This is a genomic window from Williamsia maris (genome assembly GCF_024171815.1).
In the GTDB taxonomy this organism is placed as follows: Bacteria; Actinomycetota; Actinomycetes; order Mycobacteriales; family Mycobacteriaceae; genus Williamsia_A; species Williamsia_A maris.
The window spans coordinates 887,555-912,811 of sequence record NZ_JAMTCJ010000001.1 but is presented as its reverse complement, the minus strand read 5'-3'; the positions used below and the strand labels follow the sequence as shown (position 1 = coordinate 912,811).

Here is a 25,257-nt window from a genome sequence, read left to right as displayed (position 1 = left end):
GAGGTGTCGGCTCAGCTGAAAACCTTGCCCGGGTTGAGGATCCCGTGCGGATCGAGCGCAGCCTTCACGGCGCGATGCATGCTCAGGACAACGGGGTCGAGTTCCTGGACCAGGCCGTCCTTCTTCAACAGCCCGACGCCGTGTTCGCCGGTCACCGTCCCGCCGAGTTCGAGTGCGGCGTCGATGATCGTCGCGAACGCCGCTTGAGCGCGCGCTCGGGCCTCGTCGTCGCCGTGCGGGGTGATCAGCAGTGGGTGCAGATTCCCGTCGCCGGCGTGCGCGATGTTCGCGATCGTGGTCCCGAACTCGATGCCGATCTGCTCGATCCTCGAGAGCATCTCCGGAACATGCTTCTTGGGGACGCAGACGTCCTCGGTGAGCACAGGTCCGAGGCGTTCCATCGCGGGATAGGCGAGTCGCCGAGCGGCGAACAATGCGTCGGCCTCCTCGGCGTCGGTCGAGACCGCGGCCCACGTCGCGCCCGCCTCGGAGAAGCAGGCGTGCATCTTCTCTGCTTCCTGGTCGCCGATCGATCCGGGCGTGTCGACGCGGCCCAACAGCACGACGTTCGCATCCACCGACAACCCCATGTTCTTCCACGCATCCACGGCGAGCAGGCACTGGCGGTCGATGAGTTCGAGCGCGGACGGCGTCAATCCCGCTGCGGCAACGGCACTCACAGCGCGACCGGCGTCGACGATGGAATCGAAGTAGCCGGCCACGGTGCGCTGCGGGTCCTGTAGCGGTCGCAGCTTCACCGTGATCTCGGTGATGATCCCGAGCGTGCCCTCCGAGCCGACCATCAGCCCGGCGAGGTCGTAGCCGGCCACACCCTTGGCCGTCTTGTGTCCCAGACGGACGAGATCGCCGGTGCCGGTGACGATCTGCATCCCCAACACGTAGTCGCGTGTCACGCCGTACTTGACGCAGCACAGACCACCGGCGTTCGTGGCGACATTGCCGCCGATCGTCGACCAGGGTGAGCTCGCCGGGTCCGGTGGGTACCAGAGGCCGTGCTCGGCGCACGCCGTCCGTAGGTCGTCGTTGATGACGCCCGGCTCGACCACGGCGTACCGCTCGAGCTGGTCGATCTCCACTATGGAGTTCATCCCGTCGAGCGCGATCACGACGCACCCCGCGGTGGCGTTGGCGCCGCCGGACAATCCGGTGCCGGCACCGCGGGTGACGACGGGCGTCTCATGGGCGAGGCAGGCACGCACCACCGCCTGGACCTCGTCGGCAGCGCGCGGGCGGACCACCACGAGCGGAGCGCCGTACGGAGCCCATTCCGCCTCGTCATGGTGGTAGGTCGCGACGACGTCCGGGTCGAGAACCAGGCGATCAGCGGGTAACGAACTCTTCAGCAGGTCGAGCAACGACATGACATCGACACTAGCTGCGGCGTCGGCGGCCGGAGGTGCTCAGTCGTCGGCGAGGAAGATCGCGAACGCCGCCCGCAGCTGTGCGCGGCCCTCGGTGACGACGTCCGCGTCACCCGCGAAATGAGCCAGCAGAGCGCGGTGGAAGATCCCGTCGAGCAGCATGTATGCGACACCCTGATCGACTGCGGCAGTGCGTTGTTCGCTCAACTCGCAGTAGCGGACGACGACGCGCCAGATCATGGCCTCGCGCCGGCCCTCGATGTCGAGGACCTCGGAACGGAACGACGCCTCGAACAGGCTCTGATTGCGCAGGTCGTACCAGAGGCGATGAATCTTCGCGTCCGCCACGAGGGTGTGGAAGTAGGCGTTCTCGAAGTCGGCCAACAACTTCTCGGCACTGGTGGCCGCCTCGACTGCTTCGTCGTACCGGGTGACGCAGGTGGCCTCGTAGAGCGACACGGCCTGCGACAACAGGTCCAGCTTGTCGGAGAAGTAGTAGTGCAGGACCCCGTGGCTGTACTCGGAGTTCTGCGCGATCTCTCGCAGCGACGTCCGCGCGTAGCCGAGCTCGGCCAGCGTGTGCAGCGTGGCCTGCGCCAACTCGGTGCGTTTGGCCTGGAACTTGTCCCGCGCCCGCAGCTCGATGCGAGCGCGCGGATCGACGACTTGTGTCACGTCGGATCCTTTCGTCGCAGGTCGTGGGTGGGTAGCGCGGGTCTCAGTGTACGGCCGCAGGGCCCAAAACGAATATTGGGCACTCGTCAAGATTTTTCTTGACGTCTGTCCAAAAACAGACCTACTGTGGCCCACAACACACAACGAGAGGGTTCAGCACATGCCTACCGACAAGCGCGTCGTCGTCTACGGAGCGTCGGGATACACCGGCCGATTGATCTGCGAGTACCTGCGCGAATACAACATCCCGTTCCTCGCCGCCGGCCGGAATCACGCTCGACTGACCGAGGTCGTCGGTGCGGTCCCGGGGATCGACACCGTCGATCACGAGATCGTGGAGGTCGAACACACGACGGCCGCGCTGGTCGAGGCGTTCCGCGGAGCGACGGTCGTGCTGAACACGGTCGGCCCGTTCTCGCGGTGGGGCCACGAGGTCGCGCAGGCCTGTCTCGAGATCGGCGCCCACTACACCGACACCAACGGTGAGCAGGACTGGATGATCGCCGCGGAACAGCGTTACGGCGCCGAGTTCGCCGGTCAGAGCCTCGTCTTCACGCCGGGACTGGCGCAGATGTACAGCATCGGCGAGATCGCGGCCAACATCTGCCTGGAGACCCCGGGTCTCGACACCCTCGACATCGAGGTCTTCTGGAAGGGGCACCCCACCGTCGCCTCGACCAACACCATCCTCACCAACGCGGCGTTCTCCAAGGCCTACTACCTCGAGCAGAACGAGTACGTCGAGTGGCCCGCCGAGGACGGCATCTACCAGGTCGTGGTCCCCGGACAGCACGATCTGGGACTGGCCCTGCCGTGGGGCGGGACCTCGCACCCCGTGTGGTTCAAGAACGATCCGCGCGTGGCCAACGCCCGTGCGCTCGGTGGCGTCATCAACCGCCCGCTGATGCTCGGGGTCCCGCAGATGGTGGCGGCCGCGCTCGAGCAGATGGAGGGCAAGTCCGACGCCGAGAAGTTCGGCATCATCGACGCGATCTCGTCGTCGATCCGCAGCGAGACCCCGCCGAGGGAGAACCCGCGCATCAACACCTCGCTCGACTCCGTTTACGCCTCGGGTCCCCTCGGCCGCAAACACTGCGTCATCTACGGCAACTGCAACTACAAGCAGACCGCGCTGCTCAACGCTTTCGCCGCGTCGCACCTGCTGCAGGCACCGCCCCGGGCGGTCGGATTCGCCTCGAGCTGCCAGGCGTTCGGTCACCGCGAGCTGCTCGGCGTGCTGAAGGCCTTCGGTCTCGTGCTCGACCCCGTTGTCACCGAACACAGCTGAGGTCGGTCGGTGAAACTGTCCGACTACCTCGACAAGGGAGCGTCCCTCGGTCGGGACGCCCCCTGTCTCAGCGCAGGCGCGGTGACGCGAACCTACGGTGAGGTGTGCGATCAGACGGTTCGGATCGCGGCCGCGTTGCAGCACAATGGTATCGAGACCGGCGACCGGGTGGCCGTGCTCTCGGGAAACGACCCCCTCGCACTCACGTGTGTCTTCGGGATCTCCCGCGCGGGAGCGGTCTGGTGTCCGGTGAACCCCCGGAATGAAGCCGACGAGAATCGCCAGCTGTTCGACCTGTTCGGCTGTCGATTCTTGTTCTTCCAGAGTGCGTTCGCCGGACTCGTGCACAGCATCCGGGATCAACTGCCGCAACTGGAATGGCTCGTGTGCCTCGACGCAGAGGTCGACGGCGCACTGGCGTTCGAGGATTGGCTGGCCGAGCATCACAGCACTCTCGACGAGGGACGCAGACCGGCCGGGGGACTGGCCATGCTGGCCGGCACCGGTGGGACCACCGGGAAACCGAAAGGTGTTCGCCTCACCGAGGAGAACATGATGACGTCGACCGCGTCGGCGCTCATGAGCTACCCCTTCGGCGATCGCCCCCGGTATCTCGCGCTGGCGCCGCTCACGCACTCCGCCGGGGTGCTGACGTTCCCCGTTCTCAGTCTCGGTGGTGAGGTCGTCATCATGTCGGCTCCCGACATCGGCACGTTCCTGTCGTTGATCGCCGGGCGCGGCATCACGCATGCGTTCCTGCCGCCGACGGTGATCTACGGGGTCCTGGATCATCCCGCTCTCGACTCCACCGATCTGTCGTCGTTGCGATGCCTCTGGTACGGCGCCGCACCGATGTCGCCGACGCGTCTCGCCGAGGCGCTGACCCGTATCGGTCCGGTCCTCGGGCAGCTGTTCGGGCAGACCGAGGCGCCGAACATGATCGCAACCCTTGCTCCCGCAGCTCATTTCCGCCCCGACGGGAGCATCGCCACCGAACGACTGGGGTCGGCGGGAACGCCGACACCACTGACCACGGTGGCGATCATGGACGCTGCGGGCGCGCTCGTCGAGAACGGTGAGCGCGGCGAGATCGTGGTCCGCGGTCCGCTCGTGATGGACGGCTATCACCAGAACCCCGACGCCACTGCCGAAGTGAGTGCGTACGGGTGGCACCACACCGGCGACATCGGGTACCTCGACGACGACAACTTCCTCTACGTCGTCGACCGGGCGAAGGACATGATCATCACCGGAGGTTTCAACGTCTACTCGGCCGAGGTCGAGCAGGCATTGCTCGCGCACCCGGCTGTCAAGGAGAGCGCGGTGATCGGGCTCCCCGACGACAAGTGGGGCGAACGGGTCACCGCCGCCGTCGAGTTGCGGACCGACCAAACCGCCACCACCGACGAGCTCATCGCGTTCGTGAAGAAACGGATCGGCAGCGTCAAAGCACCCAAGCAGGTGGAGATCTGGATCGATCTTCCCCGCTCCAAGGTGGGCAAGGTCCTCAAGACCGAGGTCCGAACCATCATGGCGAACAACACCGCAGTGCCCACCATCGAAAGGACTGAGAAATCATGACCGAACTGAACGACAAGAGGGTTTTCGTCACCGGGTCCGCATCCGGGATCGGCAGAGCCATCGCCGAACTCTTCATCGCCAACGGCGCTCGCGTCGTCATCAGCGACATCAACGAAGATGCTGCGACGACAACCGCATCCGAGATCGGTGCAGCCGGTGTGGCCAACTGCGACGTCACCGACGAAGCCCAGGTGCAGGCGGCGATCGCGCAGGGGGTCGAGATCCTCGGCGGTCTCGACGTGCTGGTCAACAACGCCGGCATCGAGGTGTCGTCGCCGCTGCTGGAACAGTCCACCGAGAGCTTCGACAAGATCTATGCGGTCAACGTGCGCGGACCGTTCCTGGCGATGAAGGCCGCTATCGGTCCGCTGATCGAATCGAAGGGGAACATCGTCAACATCTCCTCGGTGGCCGGCGTCGGCGGTAGCCCGCTGCTGGGGTCGTACTGCGCGACGAAGGCGGCGCTCATCCAGCTCACCCGTGTGGCCGCGGTGGAGATGCGTCCCACCGGGGTGCGAGTCAACGCGGTGTGCCCCGGGTTCGCCGACACCAAGATGGTCGACCGCCTCATCCCCGACTTCGAGGCCGCCACCGAGGTCCCGTTCGGGGATCTGATCGCCGCGAAGCAGGGCCGTCTGGGTACGCCGCAGGACATCGCCGAGGTCGTGTCGTTCCTCGCGTCCGATCGGGCGTCGTGGATCACCGGCAGCCACTACATCCTCGACGGTGGGCTGACCGCGTCGCTGGTCTGAGTCCCCGACGCGACGGCCACCCGGGCCGTCGCGTCGCCGGTCGGGTTCCTTGCCGCGTGAAGTCCTAGGAGGCGTCGGGCCCGTGTCGGGTGTGCCATACGCTGAGGCAGATCAGACATCCTCCACGGGTTCGACCTGTGGACACCGGTGAGGGCCCGCTATGCCGTTGTTGCCGCATCCGCTTCCACCTGGACCCGGTGCGGCACCCATGCGGGACAAATCGTCCCGAGCGCTGTTGCGCTGGTGGCTCGAGCAGCCGTTCGAATACGCGTGGGTCCACGCCTTCGCCCAGTCCCACGCCTGGTTGCGGCTCGATCGGATGCTGGTGTCGGTCGGCTACGCGATGTTGGCGGCCGTCGGCGCAGCGCTGCTGATCGACGGCGACCAGGGGATCGCGGTCACCGTCTGGGCCGGGACCGCGGTGGTCCTGTTCGCACTCATCTCACTGTGGTGGTGGGCTCCGCTTCCGTGGCCGAGCGAACGGGTGTCGCTCGGTTTCGTGATCGTCGGGGAGCTGGCCGGGCTGCCGCTGGCAGCCGCGGCGCCCACCGGCACCGTCGCACTGGCCCTGCTGTCGCTCTACGTCCTGCCCGGGCTGTACCTCATGTTCCTGCACAGCCCGCAGGTGATGATCGCCCACAACGTCTGGGTCCTGGCGGTGGTCATCGGGACCGGCAGCTACGTCCTGGCCGCCACCGACACCGACGTCGTCACGGCCCTGGTGTTGATGGTCGTTCAGACCTCGGTCTGCACCGCAGGTCTGGTGGGCGGACAGGTCGCGATCACTTTCCTGCGCAACGACGCCCGCAACTCGTTCACCGACCCGTTGACCGGCCTGCTGAACCGACGTGGTTTCCACGCCGCGGTCACGCACTCGGTCATCCGCCACCCGTCGGACGCGCCCGTCAGCCTGCTCATGGCCGACATCGACAAGTTCAAGCCGCTCAACGACGCCCACGGTCATCACCAGGGCGACCGACTGCTCGTCGACGTCGCCCGGATTCTGTCCACGGTCTGCGGCGACCACGCGGACGCGCTCGCGCGGTTCGGCGGCGACGAGTTCGTGGTCATCGCCCACGTCGACTCCGACACCGCGACAGTGCTCGCCCAGCGGGTCCGGGCTGCGGTTGCGGAACGTCCGGGTGACGAGTCGCCGACCCTCAGCATCGGGGTCTGCACTTCAGTCCTCGATTGTTGGCCGCCGTCCGACGAGGCGGTTCGGATGATGCTCGCCCGCGCCGACAGCGTTCTCTACTCGACCAAACGCAGCGGGGGAGACGCGGTCACTGCGACACAGGGCGACGACACGATCGTCGGCGATTCGCTCTAGTCCACTGCGGTCAGCGCGTGGCGGCCCGGAGAAAGCGTCCGGCTCGTGGTGATGACTCCGATGAGGCTGCGACCATGCCGTATTCAGCCACGATCTGACCGCCCACCAAGGTCGCCGCCACTGCCGAGTCGTTGCGGTTCACCATCCGTGACACCCCGGTGCCGGGAAGTTCGGCCTCGGCGTAGGCCGATGAGGAGCCGTCGAAGCCGGCGGGGTCGATGACCGCGATATCAGCCCGTCGCCCGACCTGTAGGTGGCCGGCGTCGAGTCCGTACCAGTCCGCGAGTTCCCCGGTGAGCCGGTGTACTGCCGAGTGCACCGGCATGAAAGCCCGCGCATGACAACGTTCGAGGAACCGGACGCCAAAGTTGTAGAACGCCATGTTGCGCAGATGCGCACCGGAATCGGAGAAGCCGACCTGAACATCGGGGCACCGCGCGAGAGAGTCGAGTTCGTCATCGCGGTCGTTGGCGATCACCGTACGCCAGCGCAGATCCGTACCGTGTTCGACGGCGAGGTCGAGCAGTGCGTCCGCGGGGTCGATGCCGCGTTCGCCGGCGACGTCGGCGAACGACCGCCCGACCACCGAGGCGTCCGGGCACGCCACGATGTAGGCGTCACCCAGATCGCGATGCCACACACGCTGTCCGAAGCGCTTGGCGATGTCCTTGCGGAACGAGCGGCGGTAGTCTTCGTCCTTCAACAGCTCGGTGCGCTCCATGACGTCGCGGATGTCCAAAGCCGCGGTGCCGGAGCCGAATTCTTCGAAGACGACGAGATCGACGCCGTCGGCGTACACCTCGAACGGCACCGGGAGATGCTGCCATCGAAAGTCGGCGCCGAAGACGCGGTTGATGATGCGGGCGCTGACGGTTGCGGCCTTGATCACCGAACGGTCGGCCTTGATGTCGGCCGCGGAGATGAGGCTCGTCCGCATGGCAGGGCGGCCACGAAACGGCATCGACTGTGCGAAGTACTTCGCGATCTCGAGGCGTCGGGTCAAGTTCGGGGTGCTCTGGTGCACGCGGCCGCGGGAGCGGACCTCGCGGTTGAGTCGGCGGAATTCCCGCCATGTGCCGTACGTCGACGGGAGCTGTCGCGCGGGCCACCGGGTTCCCTCCAACTTCGAGAAGGAGCTCCGGATGGTAGACAGTCCGACGAAGCCGTGGTCGAGCGCGTCGCCGAGCAACGCACTCATCTGATCGACCTCGGCAGGCGTCGCCGATTCCCGGGTCGACCGGTCGAGTCCCATCACCGTTGTACGGATGTCGGAATGGCCAAGGAAGGCGGCGACATTGGCCCCCAGGGGCAGGGAATCGAGATGCTCGACGTAGCTGCCGGCGTCGGTCCACACCTTGTGTTCCTTCACCGCACCTGCCACCACATCCCAGGGCAGCGCCTCGACACGCGCGAAACAGTCCGCGACGTCGTCGGGTTCGCCGTGCACCGTCGACAGCGAGCAGTTCCCGATGACCACCGTGGTGACGCCGTGCCGAGTCGACTCGCTGAGGCCAGGATTGGTGAGGACCTCGGCGTCGTAGTGCGTGTGCACGTCGAGGATGCCCGGGATCACCCACCGCCCGCGCGCATCGATGGTCCTCGTCGCGGTCGAGGCGGAGAGATCGCCGATCGCGGTCACCGTGTCGCCGGTGACGCCGACATCAGCCACCAGCGGTGGGGTGTCGTCACCGTTGAATACGGTTCCGTGCGCGATGAGTACGTCGAAGTGCGGCATGCGGGCTCCTGGCCGGTTGGGGTTCTATCTCGATACCAAAGGTATTGGATACCGACAGTATCGTAGTTGCCCGTTACGCTTGGCCGGTGCCGAACCACCGAACTGCGCTCTCGCGCCCGTCGCGGGAGGACGTGCGCGTGCGAATCCTGGAGGCCGCGCGCCTGGAGTTCGCCGGGAAAGGGTTCGCCGATGCTCGCGTTGACGCGATCGCCGAGGCGGCGGGCTTCACCAAAGGTGCGGTCTACTCCAACTTCGGCGGCAAGGACGACCTGTTCTACGCGCTGTTGCAACAGCAGATCGACGCGCGTACCGACATCGCAGTGGGGGTTCTCGGCAACCTGCCCTCAACCGTCGACGAGGCGATCGACGAGCTCAGTGCGCGGTTGACGGCGTCGATCGGACAGAACCGTGAATGGCAGATGCTGTTCTTCGAGTACTGGGCTCGGGCGATGCGTGACCCGGAACGGCGGGCGGCGTTCGCCGAGCACCGTCGGACGGTCCGGGCTCAGGTCACCGAGCGCATCGAGACTGTCCTGGCGGAAACATCGGTGCACATCGACATCTCGGCCGAGGAGATGACGTTCGTGGTGCTCGGACTGATCAACGGTCTTGCCGTCGAGGCCCTGGCCGACGACGGGGTTGTCCCGTCGACCCTGCTGGGCGACGTGGTGCGGGGACTCGTGACGCGACCCTGACCGGTCATGCCCCCGACCTGCCGTGAGCGGGTCCGGTGTGCACGTGCACACCGTCGACCGTTCGATCGTGTCGGTGTGTCCCTGTCGACGGCGTCACATGTCCTCGAACATTGTCCCTGTGTCCGAGACGGGTTGGCGGGGAGTGATGGCGTGTTGATGACCGTGCGATGGATCATCGCGATGAGGCCGTTGCGGGCCGACGGATCTGCACGGGTGGGTGATCGACTCGATGCCACGTTCCGCGTGCTGCCGTCCGATCTCGACCTGCTCATGCACATGACCAACGGCCGCTACCTGTCGATACTCGACGCAGCCCGGATCGCCTACATGTCCGAGACCGGACTGTGGCGTCGTCTGCGGACCCGAGGGTGGCACCCGGTGGTCGTCGCACAGACCATCAGCTACCGCCGACCGCTGACGCTGGGTACCCGCTATCAGGTTCGCACCGCACTGATCGGCGTCGACGACCGAAACGTCTACTTCGAGCAGGAGTTCCACGTCGGCGAGCGGACTCACGCAACCGCCGTCGTCGCCATCCGCTACCTGGATCGAACCGGTGAGTCGGTCCTTCCCGACCAAGTCCTCGCCCTCGACGTCGATGTGGCGCTGCCGGATTCCCTCCCGACGTGGGTGGGCGACTGGTCGGAGGCGATCCGAACCCAGGCCGCGGCCGACCGACCCGCCACGGCCTCATCGCAAGGAGAACCCGCATGACCCGCACCGAGACCACGAGCGACGACCACCACATCCTGGCGATCGTGGGGTCGGGATTCGCCGGCGTCGGCGCCGCGATCCGCCTGACTCACCATCATCAGGGGAGTGTGGTGATCTTCGAACGCGCCGAATCCTTGGGCGGGGTCTGGCGCGACAACACCTATCCGGGCGCGGCGTGCGACGTGCAGAGCGTGCTGTATTCGTTCTCTTTCGCGCCGAGTGCGAAGTGGCGGAACACCTTCGCGCGCCAGTCAGAGATCCGCGCCTACCTCGAGCGCGTCGCCCGCGACCACGGTCTGCTGCCCCGGTTGCGTACCCGGTGCGCGGTGGACTCGATCACCTGGGACACCGCACGGTCGCGCTGGGTCCTGGAGACCGAACGCGGCACCTCGACCGCCGACCACGTGGTCCTCGCCACCGGCGCGCTGGCCGACCCGGCCATCCCCGACATCGCCGACCTCGACAAGTTCGAGGGGCCGGTCTTCCACTCCGCGGAGTGGGACCACTCGGTGGATCTGACGAACCGTCGGGTCGCGGTCGTGGGCACAGGAGCGTCGGCGATCCAGTTCGTCCCGCAGATCCAGCCGCTCGTGTCGTCGTTGACGCTGTTCCAGCGGACCCCACCGTGGGTGATGCCCCGCAACGACGCGCCGATCTCACGTCGCATTCGCACTGCCACCCGACGGATACCCGGCGTCCAGAAGCTGCGTCGCGCGAAGGTCTACGCGCTACGGGAGGTCAAGTTGGCGGCGTTCCGGCACCCGCGGCTGATGGCCATCGGGGAGAAGGAGGGGCGCGAGCACCTCGCACATGCGGTGTCCGATCCGGCCCTGCGCGCGAAGCTGACGCCGGACTACCGGATGGGGTGTAAGCGAATTCTCATCTCCGACAGCTACTATCCGGCGCTGGCGCAACCGAACGTGGACGTCCAGACCACCGGCATCGACCGCGCCACGGCGCACGGACTGGTCGACACCGCCGGCGTGACGCACGAGGTCGACGCCATCATCTTCGGGACCGGTTTTCACACGAGCCGTCTACCGCTCACCGACGCGGTCACCGGACCCCAGGGCTACACCCTGTCCGAAGACTGGGGCGAGAGCCCGCGCGCCTACATGGGGACATCGGTGGCCGGGTTCCCGAACCTCTATCTGATGCACGGCCCCAACATCGGCCTGGGACACACCTCGGTGATCATGATGTTCGAGTCGCAGCTGCGCTACATCGACGCGGCGATGCGATTGAGCGCCGAGCGCGACGCGGCCACGGTCGAACCCACCGACGCAGCCCAGCGCGACTTCGCCCGCGAGGTGGACGGACTCACCGACGGCACCGTGTGGACAAGCGGCGGCTGCACGAGCTGGTACCTCGACCCCACCGGCCGCAACAGCAACCTGTGGCCATCGGGAGTCGTCGGATACCGCAGGCGGGCAACGGCATTCCGCTCCGAAGACCATCTGACACGAACAGCAGGAGGACAGCCATGAGCCCCAGGATCTCGGTCGCAGGGAAAGTCGCTGTCGTGACCGGCGGCGCATCGGGGATCGGTGCCGCGACCGCGGCGGCGTTGGCGGCCAAAGGCGCCCACGTGGTGATCCTCGACCGCGCCGACAGCACGCAGGCCGCGGACGCCCTGCCGCATGCGAACGGGAACCGACACCTCGGCCTGCGCGCAGATGTCACCGACAGCGCCTCACTCGAGTCCGCGGTCGCCGCGGTGATCGACGAATACGGGTGCATCGACATCGTGGTCGCCAACGCCGGTGTCGCCGAGGCGGGAACCGTGGCGGTCACCCCCATCGATGCGCTGGCGCGGACCGTGGAGGTCAACCTCATCGGCGTCATACGGACCGTCCACGCGACGCTGCTGCATGTGATCGACCAGCGCGGACACATCCTGCTCGTGTCGTCGGCCGCTGCGTTGAAGAACGTCCCCGGCGGATCGGCCTACGCCGCGTCGAAGGCAGGCGTCGAATGGTTCGGCGGGTCACTGCGGCTCGAGGTGGCCCACAAGGGAGTGTCGGTGGGCGTCGCGCACCCGGCGTGGATCCGCACCCCGATGTACGCGGCGCAGGACCGGATCGACGCCGTACGCGAGGGCATCCAGCGTCTTCCCTGGCCGTTCAACGTGGTCACCGACGTCGACGACTGTGCCGCCGCGTTCGTGGCGGGCATCGAGAACCGGAGCCGAAAGATCTACGTCCCTGCTGCGTTGGCCGCGGTCGACAAGGTTCGCGGTGTGTTCACCGGGCGCCTCTGGGACATCGCGGTGGGCCTGCGCGCATCGTCGACGGTCCCCGCCCTCGAGCGCGAGGTGTCTGCACTGCGGGCAACCGAACCGGCATGACGCGCCCGAACATCGTTCTGCTGCACGGACTCGGTGGCTCGCCCGCGACCTGGACGCGGGTCGAGGAGCTGCTCGGGGACACGGTGAGATCGCTGACACCACATCTCGTGGGTGGTGCCTCCATCGCCGACGACGCCCTGATCGTCGCGCGGCTCATGCGCGCGAACGACTCGGTACCGGCGACGGTGGTCGGGCACTCCCGGGGTGGTCTCGTCGCCACGGCGCTGGCCGAACAGTTCCCCGCACTGGTCGACCGGCTGATCCTCGTCGCCACCCCGCCGACTGTGGCCAGTCGCCTCACCGCGAGCAGTGTCTCCGAACGCGTGCTGCGGATGCCGCTGCTCGGCACCGCCGTCTGGTCGGTGCTCCCACCCGCGCGACTACGCCGCGGCCTGGGGACCGCGTTCGCGCCGAGTCGCCGGGTCCCGCAGTTCGCGGTGGACGATCTAGCGGCACGGACCCTGGGTGAGTTCGTCGCCGAGAGCAGCGCCATCGACCACTACGTCGACGTCGCACCCCTGGGTGACCGCTTGTCGGCGGTGTCGTGTCCGGTCGACGTGGTCTACGGGCTCGAAGACCGCCGCGTGGAACCGTCCGCCATGGCGCTCTCGGCGACGGGACCCGGGCGCCGCGCGTATCCGTTGGCCCACGAGGGTCACGGCGCGCCGTGGTCGTCGGCGGGAGCAGTCGCGGCGGTCGTCCAAGACGAGGCGACAACGGCCGCACCGATCACCGCACCGCATCGACCGGCCCCGACGCTCCGGCCCCGACGGTGGACGCCACCGCCGACACCGGAGCGGGCCGGCCGACCCGAGAGCGCACTTCCCTTGACCGGGTTCCGGCGTGTGGAGCTGCCGGGGCGCGGTCCGGAGGACGTGCGTCTCGACGCGGAAGGTCGGATCCTCACCGGCGTCGAGGACGGACGAATTCTGCGCGTCACCCTGCGCGACGACGCGACCCCGACCATCGAGACCATCGCCGACACCGGCGGCCGACCACTCGGCATCGCGGTGGTCGACGAGCGCACCCTGCTCGTCTGCGACAGCGAACGCGGACTGCTGCAGGTCGACGTCGACAGCGGCGATGTCAGCGTCCTGGTCGCCGAGATCGACGGCGAACTGGTCAACTTCGCGTCGAACGTGGTGCGTGCCCGATCGGGGAGGATCTACTTCACGACCTCCACCCGACGGTTCCCGTTCGAGGACTATCTCGCCGACCTGCTCGAACACTCCGGTACCGGACGCCTGCTGGTTCGCGACACCGACGGGACCGTCCGCACTCTGGTCGACGGACTCGACTTCGCCAACGGCCTCGTAGTCGACGACGACGAGTCGCGGATCGCGGTGGCCGAATCCGGCAGCTTCCGACTGGGCATCCACGGCGAGCGAGGCGGCCACGTCCTCATCGACAACCTGCCCGGCTTCCCGGACAACATCTCGGCCGACGGTGATCTCATCTGGATCTCGGTGGCCAACCCACGGGACCGGCGGTTCGACACGCTCGCAACGCTTCCCGGGTTCCTCCGGCGACTGGTCTACGCGCTGCCGGAATACCTGCGTACCGGGGTCGACACCACGTGGGTGATGGCTGTCGACCGCGACGGACGCGTGGTGCACGATCTGCAGTCGTCGAGCGTCGACTACTCGATGGTGACGTCGGTGGTCCGCCGCGGATCGCACCTGATCCTGGGCAGTGTCGCCGAATCGGCGCTCGCGATCATCGACCTACCGACGCGATCCGAGGAGAACCGATGAACCCATCACCCGTGGCGGGCCAGGTTCTCGTGATCACCGGCGGCGCCGGTGGATTGGGCGCCGCGGCGGCTCGGATGGCTGCTGAACGCGGAGCCCGGGTCGTCCTGCTCGACCGCGATGCGGACGCACTGGCCCGTGCCGCGGCGGACATTCCCGTCGACGTCGGCACCTACGTCCTCGACGTCACCGACCCTGCGGCCTGCACCCGGGTCATCGACGAGGTGATCGCCGACCACGGACGCATCGACGTGGTCTGGGCCAACGCCGGTGTGTCGGTGTTCGGGCCCGTCGACTCGCTCGCCGACGGTGACTGGCAACGCGTCATCGACGTCAATCTCGTGGGCGCGCACAACATCGTTCGTGCCGCGCTGCCTGCGGTGCTGTCATCGAGAGGCTACGTCGCGATGACCTGCTCGTGGGCCTCGTTCGCGCACCAACCCGGGCACAGCGCCTACGCCGCGGCGAAGGCAGGACTCGAGGCGTTCGCCGACTCGCTACGACTCGAGCTGTCGGGGACCGGTGTCGACGTCGGGTCCTTCCACCCGGGGTGGATCGACACGGCCATGGTGAGCGGAAAGCTCGAGACGCAACCTGCGTTCGCCGCACTGCTGGGGGCGCTGCCCGGTCCGTTCGGGGCCGTCAGCACCGTCGATGCCATCACCCCGCATCTGGTCTCGGCGATCGAGCGGCGCGCGTCGCGGATGATCTACCCTCGTGTCGGATGGGGTCTGCTCCTCGCGCGTGCCGCATTGCAGACCTCGGTGTTCACACACCGCAGCCGAAAGGTGGCACCGGAGATCCGACGGCTCAGCGCAGACGCATGACGAAACGGTCGAGGGTGACGCGAGTGGACGACGACACATCGGGCAGGCGGGAGCGCGAGGTCGCCGGACACATCGCCTCGCTGGTCGATGACGCCGAGGGCGAGATCGACTCGATGGCAGCGGAATTGACCGCGCTCTATCGGAAGCGCATCCCGGTCTACGATCTGATCGCTCGAGACGAGATCGAGCGCAACACCCGCGCCGTTCTCCACATCGTCCTGCGCCAGGTGCGCAGCGACACCCCGCAGATCAACACCACCGAACTCGCCGAACTCGCCCGCAGGTGGTCGACGCAGCAGATCCCGCTCGAGTTGGTCGCCCACAGCATCCAGGTGGGTGCTCGCCTGCTCGCGAAGATCGTTCGGGCCCGCGCGACGGAGCAGGGCATGAGCCCCGAGGTGATCGACGACCTGCAGGACATGATGTGGCACTGGGCCACCTCGTACTCGGCGGTCATCAACGCGGTGCTGCAGGAGGACGCGGTGTCGCTCGCCGCGCGACGCAGCACCTTTCTCCGTCGGTTGGTCGAGGGTGAGTTCGTCCCGACGTCGTTGCCTGCCCGTCTGGCCGAACACGGTGTGCAGCCCGATCATCGGTACCGGGTGGTCTGCGCCGACCACGATGACCCGCGCTTCGACTCCGAGGTCCGGGCGACCATCCGGCTGCGGTGCGGTTCCCGGGACGTCCCGGTGGTCGACGCGGTCGTCGACTCGTACTACGTGGCGCTGTTGCCTTCGCTGCCCGACGATCTCGAGCTCGGGGCGCTGGTGGCGGTGGGGCCGGCCGAACTGCCGGTCGACGCCGGGACGTCGTACCGTCGCGCCCGACACACCCTCGACATCGCGGCTCGCTTCGACCGGACGGGCCTGGTCCATCTCGCCGGGCTCGGAGCACTCCCGTTGCTGGCGTTCGACGACGACACCGCCCGCGACCTCGCCGACGTCCACCTCGCGCCGCTTCGTGAACGCGGTGATGTCGGAGCCGAGATCATCGACACGGTCGCGTCGTTCCTGCGCCACGACCGACGAGTCGAGGACACTGCAGCGGCATTGTTCCTGCACCGCAACACCGTCCGCAATCGTGTCAGTCGGTTCGGCTCGCTCACCGGACTCGACCTCGACCGAACCGATGACCTGGTGCTCACCTGGTGGCTTCTCAATCGCCGGTGAGACGCCCGACGTTGTCCTGTGCGACCGGAGGTCTCAGGAGCGGCCCTGATGCAGGGCGGCACTGACGCCGGCGAACATCGTGGTCTTGATGGCGCCGAGGGTGGTGCGATCCTTGCCGGTGATGGGGGTCAGGCGATCGACTGCGGCGGAGACGATCTCGGATTCGGCCGCGGTTCCGTCGACGAGACCCGCGGCCAGCGCGTCGGCGCCGCTGTAACGGCGGCCGGTTGTCATCGCGGTCATGGCCGTCTGTGGGCTGAGCTTCGCCTGGATCAGCGCGGCCATCCCCGGGGTGAAGGGGATGTTGATGTCCACCTCGGGGAAGCAGTAGTAGCCGCGGTCTTCCCGCATGATGCGGAAGTCGTGCGCGACCGCGAACATCGCTCCCGCACCGAAGGTGTGGCCGTTGACCGCGGCGACCGTGGGCAGCGGGAAGGTCAGGATCCGGTGGAACAGCTCCTGCACCTGATCCACGTACCAGTCGGCGCGGTCGCCGTTGGCCATGAGCCATTCGAGGTCGAGACCGTTGGAGTAGAACTTGCCGTGGCCCACGGTGACGAGGCCCGAGGCGGTCGACTCGATCTCGGTCAGTGCCGCGTTGACGGTGTCGAGCCAGTCCGGGGAGAAGCGGTTCTCGTCGTCGCCGAGGGTGAGGACGGCGATGTCGTCGCGGTGGTCGACGGTTGCGGTCATGAGGTGGCCTTTCGGGTGGATGTCGTCGGGCTGTCGGGCAATTGGATCGAGAGGACGCCCCGGACCGCGGCGGCGAGGCGCGCGCGCGTCGCCGGATCGGGGTCTCGTCGTCCGCGCAACAGCAAGGCGGTGGGCAGTTCGACGACGCAGTCCTTGATGACGGCCACCGACTCACGATCGGATCGTCCCCACAACGCCGTCGACAGCGTGATGAACAAACGGGTCAGTCGGGTGTCGAGGATCCGCAGTTCGTCGGCGATGTCGGCCGGGATGTCGCTGTCGCCGAGCAGCTCGCCACGCCGCACCGTCAGCAGGAAGTGTCCCTGCTGCGGTGACACGAGCGCGAAGGCCGCCGGGGCGTCGGCGGCGGCGATGATCGCATCGACCGCGGTCTCCGGCGTCTGGCCAGAGTGCAGGGCGGCATCGACTGCGTCGCTCTGCACGGCCAGGAACCGGGTCGCGGCGCGGAGCCAGACCCGACCGAGAAGGCCCGCCCGAGAACCGAAGGCGTGGTAGATCGCCCCGTTCGACACCCCGGTGACCTCGGCCAATGCCCGCACCGTGACCGCGGCGGCGCCGGCGTCGACGGCCAGCTTCTGCGCGGCGTCCAGCACCGCGTCGAGGTCGTGCGTCCGTGGTCGGGGCATGGTCGAACCATAACAGAGCGCGCGCTCTGGAACTGACAACGCCGAGCGCGACACCGTCGTCGGCCGCACCGGGACGGGCCTGTCGTGCGGGCGACAGCGCGCGACAGGTCCGTGACAGCGCGGCTTCCTACCGTCATGGCACACCTCGCTGATCAGGAGTTCTCATGACCACCACCGACACCGCGCTCGACGCACCGTCGCGTACCTACATCTCTCTCGCCGCCGCGTGGATCCCGCTCGCCGCGCTGTGCCTGGCGTTCTTCGTCGAGATGGTCGACAACACGTTGTTGTCGATCGCGTTGCCGACGATCGGCCGCGACCTCGGCAGCGGAACCACGGCGCTGCAGTGGGTCACCGGCGCGTACTCGTTGACCTTCGGCGGCCTGCTGCTCACCGCGGGATCGATCGCAGACCGGTTCGGCCGCCGCCGGGTGCTGCTGATCGGACTCGGCGTGTTCGGCTCGGTGAGCCTGCTCGTCCTCGCCGTGGCCTCCACCGGCGAACTCATCGGTCTGCGCGCGGCGCTCGGTGTCGCGGCCGCGGCGATGGCGCCGATCACGAACTCGCTGGTGTTCCGGCTCTTCGACGACAAGACCTTGCGGATGCGAGCGATGACCGTGATGATCGTCGTCGGGATGGCCGGATTCGTCCTCGGGCCGGTCCTGGGTGGCACCGCACTGGCCCACGTTCGGTGGGAGTGGCTGCTCGTCGTCAACGCGCCGATCGCGCTGATCGCCGGAATCGGTGTCCGCCTGGGAGTTCCGGCCGACCGCCCCGGCGACCTCACGGCCGACAAGCTCGACCTGCCCGGCGCGTTGCTCAGCATCACGACGATCGGCCTGGCGTGCTGGTCGTTGACCAGCGGGGTGGAACACGGCTGGCTCTCGGCCCTGACCGTCACCTCGATCCTCGGTGCCGTGGCCGCCGGCGCCACCTTCGTCTGGCACGAACGCCGCAGTGCCGCGCCGATGGTGGACCTCCGACTGTTCTCGAGCGGAACGGTTCGGGGTGCCGCCATCGCACAGATCGGAACGTCGATCGCCATGGCGAGCGTGATGTTCGGTCTGATCCTGCACTTCCAGTACGCCTACGGGTGGAGCCCGATGCGAGCCGGACTGGCGAACCTCCCGATCATCGTGACGATGATCGCGGCCACACCGCTCTCGGAATGGCTCGCCGCACGTTTCGGCCACCGGATCGCCTGCGTCATCGGCGCTCTCTGCCTCGCCGGCTCCCTCGGGGGCCTGTCGTGGGGCGTCGAGCACGGATACGTCGCCATCGCGGCCTCGATGGTCCTGATGACGATCGGGCTGCGCACCGTGATGACCATCTGCGCGATCGCTCTGGTCGACGCCATGCCCGCCAACCGCACCTCGATCGGCGCGGCCCTCAACGACACCGCCCAGGAGGTCGGCACCAGCGTGGGCACCGCGGTGGTCGGCACCCTCATCGCGGCCCTGGTCACCACCCAGTTGCCGATCGGCGCCTGGAGCAACACCGTGATCGACTCGTTCTTCCAGGGGGAGCGGATCACCTACGCGGTGCTCGCCGTCGTCGTCGGGATCGTCGCGGTCGGTGGGGCGCTCACGCTCTCCGACTCACGCAACGCCGCCGAGAGTCACGACTGACCGTGCCGGCGGAACGCTCTGGAAACAAGAGCGAGCACGTCGTGGCGCCGCTAGCATCGTCGGCATGGACAGGGCGAAGGCGACGCCGCGACCCGGGCAGCCGGTACGTGGTTCGACCACCGGACGCCCGATCATGGTGCTGCTCGATCTGTTGGGGCGTCGAGCAGCACTGGGGGTGCTGTGGGCACTCTCCGACGGACCGGCGTCGTTCCGGGCGCTGCAGGAACGCGCCGGTGGCCTGGCCGCGAGCACACTCAACACCCGCCTGGCCGAGCTCCGCGGCGTGGATCTGATCACGCGGACCGATGACGGCTACGCGCTCACCGTCGACGGCACCGAACTCCTTGCGGCAGGCGAGCCGCTGGTCGGGTGGGTCACCGAGTGGGCCGCGAAGTTCGACCCGCCGCCGGGGCCCTAGATCACTTGTTGGCGAGAACGATCTGCGAGCCGAGGAAGGCCACGTAGGCGCCGAGCGCGACCCACCCCGCTTTGCGCGTCGCGGGGATCGCGATCGCTACGCCCACCACGGTCTCGGTGAAGCCGTTGCGCTTGATCCACGTGTCGGTGTCCTTGGGGAACGCCTGCACGGTGATCGCCTGGAACGCCTGCGGCGCCACGAAGTGCGCGACACCGGTCGCGGCCAGGGTGACTCCGACGGCGGTGGGAACGAATGCGGCCTGGTTGCTCATGGATGTCCTTCACGTGGGGATGACTGCGATCTCACCTCAGAGTCAAGCGCACCCCTGCTCTCAAAACAAGAGCGACGGATATGGCCGTCTCCGTGATTGTCCATCCATACTGTTCGCAATATCAGTGGCCGGGTGATTGATATTGGACGCGGGAGGGATCCTGCCGTGTGATGAGGACATGGCAACAGAGACGAAAGATCCAGTACCTCAACCCGACTCACGCGCCGGCGGGCTGCTCGCAGGCATACGGGTCATCGAGTTCGCAAGCGTGATCATGGCGCCCTACGCGACCAGGCAACTCGGCGACCTCGGAGCGGACGTCATCAAGATCGAACCCCCGGGCGGCGACATGACCCGCAGCATGGGCGAGACCCGCCACCCCGGGATGAGCGGCGCGACGCTGAATCTCAACCGCAACAAGCGAAGCGTGGTGATCGACGCCAAGGCGCCGCACGGACGGGAGGCGATCGAGGCCCTCGTCGCCACCGCCGACGTGTTCATCACCAACGTCCGCCCCCAGGCCATGGAGCGTCTCGGCCTGACCGCGGAGGCCCTCCGGGCCATCAACCCGCGATTGATCTACGCACGCGGACAGGGCTTCCGAAGCGACAGCCCATTGCGCGACCGTGCCGCCTACGACGACATCATCCAGGCGGCATCGGGCCTGGTCTCTCTCAACCACCAGGTCTCCGGCGAACCGTACTTCGTGCCCACCGTTCTGGCCGACAAGATCTGCGGGATGCAGATCGCGCAGTCGGTTCTCGCGGCGCTGGTCTACCGCGACCGCACCGGGGAGGGGCAGGACATCGAGGTGCCAATGGTCGACACCATGCTCGCCTTCAATCTCGTCGAACATCTCGCGGCGGCGACCCTGGACCCGGAGGCGCCCTTCGGATATCGGCGCGCGTTGAGTACCACCCGCAAGGCGCAACGGACCGCCGACGGCTGGATGTGCATCCTGCCCTACAACGATCGCAACTGGCGCGACTTCTTCACCTTCGTCGACCGCGCCGATCTGATCGACGACGCGCGGTTCCGGTCGATGGCCACCCGAGCCGACAATGCCGACGACCTGTATCGACTCGTCGCCGAACTGACGCCGGCGCGGACCTCGGCCCAGTGGCAGGAGTTCTGCGACCGGGTCAGCATCCCGGCGGCGCCGGTGCTCGATCTCAAGGCGGCCACCGAGACCGACTACGCGGTCACCGGAGGGCTCGTCGTCGATGCCGAGCACCCGACGGAGGGGACCTATCGCCTCGTAGCTGATCCGATCCGCTACTCGGTGGACCCCAATCCGTCGATGCGGCACTGCCCGTCGATCGGGGAGCACACCGACGAGGTGCTCGCCGAGATCGGGTGCTCGACGTTTCTCTCGACGACCGAAACGACCACCGACCTGAACGGAGCTCACCGATGACCGCCGACGACCGAGCACTGGCAGTGGCGAACCTGGTCCGATTCCCCGATCCGCTGCTTCCCGACCTCGCGGAGGAGTTGCGCAGCGAAGTGCGGGATTTCATCGCCGAGGAAGGCGCGAGAGGAACCGTGCTGGGACGCCCGGACTCATGGCTGTCGGGATGGGACCGCGGGTTCAGCGAACGTCTCGCGGAGAGGGGATGGGTCGGCATGGCACTGCCCACCGAGTTCGGCGGCAGCGGAGCCGGTCCGATCGCGCGGTACGTCGTGATCGAGGAATTGCTGGCCGCCGGCGCCCCGGTGTCCGCGCACTGGGTGTCCGATCGTCAGGCCGGTGTGTCGATCCTGACGCACGGCACCGAGGAACAGAAGCGGACCTTCCTGCCCGCGATCGCGGCCGGACGATGCTTCTTCTCGATCGGCATGAGCGAACGCGAGAGCGGCTCGGACCTCGCATCGGTGCAGACCCGTGCCGAGCGCATCGAGGGCGGTTGGCGTCTGAACGGCACCAAGATGTGGACGGGCGGTGCGCATCTCAATGACCACGCCATCGTGCTCGCTCGATCGTCGGACCACGAGGACCGTCACGAGGGACTCACCCAGTTCATCGTCGATCTCCGTGCCCCGGGGGTACGGGTCGAGCCGATCCGCCTGTTGACCGGGGAGCATCGCTTCAACGCCGTGCACCTCGTCGACGTCGTGGTACCCGACAATCGTGTCCTCGGGGCGGAGGGGGACGGGTGGCGTCAGGTCACCGGCGAACTCGCCTTCGAGCGAAGCGGACCTGAACGATTCCTGTCGACGCTGCCCGTGCTGACATCGCTGGTGCGGCTACTGGCATCGGTGTCGACGTCGCAGCACCAGCAGTCGGTGGTGGGACGTCTCGTCGCCCGCCTGATCTCGCTGCGCGCGATGTCGCTGGGCGTTGCGTCGGCGCTGCAGGCCGGCGCCTCACCCGACGTGCAGGCCGCGATCGTCAAGGACCTCGGTACCCGGTTCGAGGGCGATCTGGTCGAGCAGGTCCGTGCCGTCTCACCGGTCGCCCCCAGCAGGTCGGCCACGATCGGTGGTCACGCTGAGCTGCTGGCCTTCGCCTTGCTCCACACACCCGGATACACCCTGCGCGGCGGTACGAACGAGATCCTGCGCGGGGTCATCACCAAGGAGGTCAGCGCACGATGAGCACTCAGACAGACACCACGACAAACACTCCCGGCGCCCGCGCCACCGACATCGACGACGTGCGTCAGGCCGGATACCGCGCCGCCGCGACGCCGATCGGCGAGACCCTGCTCGTTGCCGGCCCCCTCCTGCGGGCGGCGGGGTTGTCCGTGCCGGAGGGGTCGGTGGCAGTGGCCGTCGCCGAGTCGGACTCGCTCGCGGTCCGGTACCGCGACGTCGACGCCGATTCGTCGGTGGGTCCCGCGGGCGCCGTGGGGACCGACACGGTCCTGGTGGTGTCCGGGATGATCGCCCGGGTGCCCTGGGCGCGCGACGCCGACACCGTGATCGTCCTCGTCGACACCCCCGGCGGCCCGGTGGTGTTCGATGCGACCTCGGACGTGACAATCTTCGACGCGGAGACCGATCTGGCCGGGAATCCCTTGGCCACACTCGTCTTCGACGGAATGACGGTCGCCGATCCCGCACCGGTGCGACGCGAGATGGCCGACGACACCCGACTGCGGATCGCAGCGGTACATGCACTGCTCATCGCCGGGGCGGCGGAGCGATGCGCCGAGATGACCGTGATGCACACCGCCACGCGCAGGCAGTTCGGACGCACGCTGGATCACTTCCAGGCGGTGAAGCAGAACCAGGCGATCCTGCTGGAGGAGGTCGCCCTGGTTCGAGCGGTCTCCGCCCTCGCGGGTCGGCACCTCGTGGCCGCCGACCCATCACCCCTGGATGCGGCCGCGCGTGACGCCGTGATGGCCGCAGTCGTGCAGGCGAGTGCCTCCGCAGGCGAGATCGCTCGGTTGTCCCATCAGCTGCACGGCGCAATTGGTTTCACCGAACTCAGCGAGCTGCACGAGTTCACGACACGCCTGTGGGCATGGCGGGAGGCGATCGATTCCGGCGACTGGGCCACGCAGCTCGGATCAGCTGCCATCGTCTCCGGCGCCGACGGACTCTGGACCATGATCACCGAAACCACCGAGGAGACACTGTGAGCACCGAGGGAATCCACGTCACCATCCGCGACCACGTCGGTTGGATCGAGCTGGATCGGCCGGAGAAGAAGAACGCCTTCACCCCGGACATGTTGCGCGAGTGGACCGATGCGTACCGGCGTTTCGACACCGACCCGGAGGTACGCGTGGTGGCGGTCACGGCATCCGGGGACGCGTTCTGCGCCGGTGCCGATCTGGGGGCCCTGCAGGAGGGGTCGGACTCGCCGTTGGCCAGTCGGCAACTGATGACCGAGTACGTCCAACCGGTGGCTCTCGCGGCCGACAATCTCGCCAAGCCTCTGGTGTTCGGTCTCAACGGTGTCGCGGTGGGAGCCGGTCTCGACATGGCGTTGGCCGGCGACTATCGCATCGCGGCGGACACGGCCCGCTTCTCGGAGGGGTACATCCGCGTCGGACTGGTCCCCGGCGACGGCGGATGCCACCACCTGCCGCCCATCGTCGGACGATCACGCGCCCTGCGCATGCTGTGGACCGGTGAGTTCGTCTCCGCACCAACCGCCTTGGAGTGGGGCCTGGTCGATGAGGTGCACCCGTTCGACGAGATGCGCACCGCGCTCGAGACGATGGTCCATCGGTTGGCCGCACAGCCGCCGATCGCGATCCAACTGATCAAACGCGCGGTCAGGGCGGGTGCGCACGGTGATCTCCGCACGTCGCTGGATCTCATCGCCTCGCATCAGGCGGTCGTGCAGTCGACCGCCGACTCGGCCGAGGCGATGAGCGCGTTCACCGAGCGCCGGGCGCCGCATTTCCTCGGACGGTGACGTCACACGCGTGGTCCCCTCAGGTGATCGGTCTCGAACCGAGCAGGGCCACCACGCGATCGACCATCGGATCGGCGGTTCCGGAGCGGGTCACCAGGCAGGTGCGCAAGGTCAGATCCTCGTCGACGTCGGCCACCGCGACCACCGACACCCCGGGGGCCGTCGTCGACGCCACCGACGTCGGTACGAGCGCGACGCACCCGCCGGCCGCGACATGTCCGAGCAACCCGGGGAGTCCGTCGGCACGGGCGGCGACGGTGGGGACGAAGCCCGCTCGGCGACAGGCTGACTGCACCTGCTCGCCCAGCTCCGACCATGCGTCGGGCAGCAGGGCGAATCGTTCGTCACGCAGTTCGATCAGCTGGACGGACGACGAGGTGGCGAGGCGATGCGTGGCCGGCACCGCAACACCCAGACGTTCGTCGGGCAGCGCACGGAGGTCGACGCCGCCGTGGTCGGCCAGGGGCGAGCGCGCGAGCGCGATGTCGAGGCTCCCGGCGCGCACCGCGATGACCAGCTCGGCCGAGGACCGCTGGGTCAGGTGGACACGGACCCCCGACATTTCCTGATGCACCAGCCCGAGCAGTCGCGGCACCGTCTCGTGGGCGAGTCCGGCGACGTATCCGACCCGCAGGTCACCCTCGGCGCCGTCGGCGATCCGTCGAGCCCGTTCGATGGCCGTGCGCTGTGCGACCAGCAACTGGCGGGCGTCGTCGGCGAAGGACCGACCTGCCGCGGTGAGCCGAACACCGCGCCGCGACCGCTCCAACAACTCGACGCCCACCGCCCGCTCGAGTCGCTGGATGGCCTGCGTGAGCGGGGGCTGCGTCATCATCAACCGCGTCGCGGCGCGGCCGATGTGCTCCTCGTCGGCGACCGCAACGAACTGCTCCAGGGCTCGCTGGGAGATCTCCACGTCATGGACTGTAATCCGGCATGACGGTGCCAGATACGGTCCGGCATCCGGATCAGCGATCGA

General features: G+C 67.8%; 24 protein-coding genes. 17 read left to right on the top strand and 7 right to left on the bottom strand.

Annotated elements, in window-relative coordinates; translation table 11 throughout:
• Positions 1-11 precede the first annotated feature (11 nt).
• Positions 12-1,382: an FAD-binding oxidoreductase gene (locus LX13_RS04290; protein WP_253660049.1), complete on the bottom strand. Its 1,371-nt coding sequence runs from the start codon at positions 1,380-1,382 to the stop codon at positions 12-14.
• 39 nt (positions 1,383-1,421) lie between these two features.
• Positions 1,422-2,057, bottom strand: a complete 636-nt coding sequence (locus LX13_RS04285; RefSeq protein WP_253660048.1) for a TetR/AcrR family transcriptional regulator — start codon at positions 2,055-2,057, stop codon at positions 1,422-1,424.
• Positions 2,058-2,217: 160 nt separating this feature from the next.
• On the opposite strand from LX13_RS04285, the gene LX13_RS04280 reads away from it, so the two are divergent.
• The 4 genes from LX13_RS04280 (at position 2,218) to LX13_RS04265 (ending at position 7,008) form a co-directional block, all read left to right on the top strand.
• A complete protein-coding gene (locus tag LX13_RS04280) occupies positions 2,218-3,345 on the top strand; it encodes a DUF5938 domain-containing protein (RefSeq protein ID WP_253660047.1) in 1,128 nt (375 codons plus the stop codon).
• Between the two features lie 9 nt (positions 3,346-3,354).
• Positions 3,355-4,926: an AMP-binding protein gene (locus LX13_RS04275; RefSeq protein ID WP_253660046.1), complete on the top strand. Its 1,572-nt coding sequence runs from the start codon at positions 3,355-3,357 to the stop codon at positions 4,924-4,926.
• Positions 4,923-5,678 (top strand): SDR family NAD(P)-dependent oxidoreductase, encoded by a 756-nt coding sequence (locus tag LX13_RS04270; protein ID WP_253660045.1) that lies wholly within the window; start codon positions 4,923-4,925, stop codon positions 5,676-5,678. The genes LX13_RS04275 and LX13_RS04270 overlap by 4 nt, the downstream gene beginning before the upstream one ends.
• Before the next feature lie 208 nt (positions 5,679-5,886).
• Positions 5,887-7,008 carry a GGDEF domain-containing protein gene (locus LX13_RS04265; RefSeq protein WP_253660044.1) on the top strand — a complete coding sequence of 374 codons (1,122 nt, stop codon included), beginning with the start codon at positions 5,887-5,889 and terminating at the stop codon, positions 7,006-7,008.
• A 10-nt stretch (positions 7,009-7,018) separates the two neighbouring features.
• On the opposite strand, the gene LX13_RS04260 is transcribed toward LX13_RS04265, so the two are convergent.
• Complete coding sequence (locus LX13_RS04260; RefSeq protein WP_253660043.1) at positions 7,019-8,743, bottom strand: N-acyl-D-amino-acid deacylase family protein; 1,725 nt, start codon at positions 8,741-8,743, stop codon at positions 7,019-7,021.
• Positions 8,744-8,880: 137 nt separating this feature from the next.
• On the opposite strand from LX13_RS04260, the gene LX13_RS04255 reads away from it, so the two are divergent.
• From LX13_RS04255 to LX13_RS04225, 7 genes are all read left to right on the top strand, one after another.
• Positions 8,881-9,438, top strand: a complete 558-nt coding sequence (locus LX13_RS04255; RefSeq protein WP_253660042.1) for a TetR/AcrR family transcriptional regulator — start codon at positions 8,881-8,883, stop codon at positions 9,436-9,438.
• Positions 9,439-9,594: 156 nt separating this feature from the next.
• Complete coding sequence (locus LX13_RS04250; protein ID WP_253660041.1) at positions 9,595-10,152, top strand: acyl-CoA thioesterase; 558 nt, start codon at positions 9,595-9,597, stop codon at positions 10,150-10,152.
• Entirely contained in the window at positions 10,149-11,639 is a 1,491-nt protein-coding gene (locus LX13_RS04245) for a flavin-containing monooxygenase (RefSeq protein ID WP_253660040.1), read from the top strand. The genes LX13_RS04250 and LX13_RS04245 overlap by 4 nt, the downstream gene beginning before the upstream one ends.
• Positions 11,636-12,499 carry a short-chain dehydrogenase/reductase gene (locus tag LX13_RS04240; RefSeq protein WP_253660039.1) on the top strand — a complete coding sequence of 288 codons (864 nt, stop codon included), beginning with the start codon at positions 11,636-11,638 and terminating at the stop codon, positions 12,497-12,499. The genes LX13_RS04245 and LX13_RS04240 overlap by 4 nt, the downstream gene beginning before the upstream one ends.
• A complete protein-coding gene (locus tag LX13_RS04235; protein ID WP_253660038.1) occupies positions 12,496-14,253 on the top strand; it encodes an alpha/beta fold hydrolase in 1,758 nt (585 codons plus the stop codon). The genes LX13_RS04240 and LX13_RS04235 overlap by 4 nt, the downstream gene beginning before the upstream one ends.
• On the top strand, positions 14,250-15,077 hold the full coding sequence (locus LX13_RS04230) for an SDR family NAD(P)-dependent oxidoreductase (RefSeq protein WP_253660037.1): 828 nt from the start codon (positions 14,250-14,252) through the stop codon (positions 15,075-15,077). The genes LX13_RS04235 and LX13_RS04230 overlap by 4 nt, the downstream gene beginning before the upstream one ends.
• 23 nt (positions 15,078-15,100) lie before the next feature.
• Positions 15,101-16,246 (top strand): PucR family transcriptional regulator, encoded by a 1,146-nt coding sequence (locus LX13_RS04225; RefSeq protein WP_253660036.1) that lies wholly within the window; start codon positions 15,101-15,103, stop codon positions 16,244-16,246.
• 33 nt (positions 16,247-16,279) lie between these two features.
• Here LX13_RS04225 and LX13_RS04220 read toward each other — a convergent pair whose 3' ends face one another.
• Both LX13_RS04220 and LX13_RS04215 read right to left on the bottom strand, forming a co-directional pair.
• Positions 16,280-16,939, bottom strand: a complete 660-nt coding sequence (locus tag LX13_RS04220; protein ID WP_253660035.1) for an enoyl-CoA hydratase/isomerase family protein — start codon at positions 16,937-16,939, stop codon at positions 16,280-16,282.
• On the bottom strand, positions 16,936-17,586 hold the full coding sequence (locus LX13_RS04215) for a helix-turn-helix domain-containing protein (protein WP_253660034.1): 651 nt from the start codon (positions 17,584-17,586) through the stop codon (positions 16,936-16,938). Before LX13_RS04215 ends, LX13_RS04220 begins: the two co-directional genes overlap by 4 nt.
• 164 nt (positions 17,587-17,750) lie before the next feature.
• On the opposite strand from LX13_RS04215, the gene LX13_RS04210 reads away from it, so the two are divergent.
• Together LX13_RS04210 and LX13_RS04205 are read left to right on the top strand one after the other, a co-directional pair.
• Entirely contained in the window at positions 17,751-19,214 is a 1,464-nt protein-coding gene (locus LX13_RS04210; RefSeq protein ID WP_253660033.1) for an MFS transporter, read from the top strand.
• Between the two features lie 64 nt (positions 19,215-19,278).
• Positions 19,279-19,632 carry a winged helix-turn-helix transcriptional regulator gene (locus tag LX13_RS04205; RefSeq protein WP_253660032.1) on the top strand — a complete coding sequence of 118 codons (354 nt, stop codon included), beginning with the start codon at positions 19,279-19,281 and terminating at the stop codon, positions 19,630-19,632.
• Position 19,633: 1 nt separating this feature from the next.
• Here the strand turns inward: LX13_RS04205 and LX13_RS04200 are convergent, their stop codons facing one another.
• Positions 19,634-19,903, bottom strand: coding sequence for a DoxX-related protein (locus tag LX13_RS04200; RefSeq protein WP_253660031.1), 270 nt, complete (start codon positions 19,901-19,903; stop codon positions 19,634-19,636).
• A 178-nt stretch (positions 19,904-20,081) separates the two neighbouring features.
• Between LX13_RS04200 and LX13_RS04195 the strand changes: the two genes are divergently transcribed.
• The 4 genes from LX13_RS04195 to LX13_RS04180 are packed head-to-tail and all read left to right on the top strand — an operon-like array spanning position 20,082 to position 24,278.
• The gene (locus LX13_RS04195) at positions 20,082-21,320 is read left to right on the top strand and encodes a CaiB/BaiF CoA transferase family protein (protein ID WP_253660030.1); all 1,239 of its coding nucleotides are present in this window, start codon (positions 20,082-20,084) and stop codon (positions 21,318-21,320) included.
• The gene (locus LX13_RS04190; RefSeq protein WP_253660029.1) at positions 21,317-22,501 is read left to right on the top strand and encodes an acyl-CoA dehydrogenase family protein; all 1,185 of its coding nucleotides are present in this window, start codon (positions 21,317-21,319) and stop codon (positions 22,499-22,501) included. The genes LX13_RS04195 and LX13_RS04190 overlap by 4 nt, the downstream gene beginning before the upstream one ends.
• Positions 22,498-23,493 carry an acyl-CoA dehydrogenase family protein gene (locus LX13_RS04185; protein WP_253660028.1) on the top strand — a complete coding sequence of 332 codons (996 nt, stop codon included), beginning with the start codon at positions 22,498-22,500 and terminating at the stop codon, positions 23,491-23,493. The genes LX13_RS04190 and LX13_RS04185 overlap by 4 nt, the downstream gene beginning before the upstream one ends.
• Positions 23,490-24,278, top strand: coding sequence for an enoyl-CoA hydratase/isomerase family protein (locus tag LX13_RS04180; RefSeq protein WP_253660027.1), 789 nt, complete (start codon positions 23,490-23,492; stop codon positions 24,276-24,278). Before LX13_RS04185 ends, LX13_RS04180 begins: the two co-directional genes overlap by 4 nt.
• Positions 24,279-24,297: 19 nt before the next feature.
• On the opposite strand, the gene LX13_RS04175 is transcribed toward LX13_RS04180, so the two are convergent.
• Complete coding sequence (locus tag LX13_RS04175; RefSeq protein WP_253660026.1) at positions 24,298-25,194, bottom strand: LysR substrate-binding domain-containing protein; 897 nt, start codon at positions 25,192-25,194, stop codon at positions 24,298-24,300.
• Positions 25,195-25,257 lie beyond the last annotated feature (63 nt).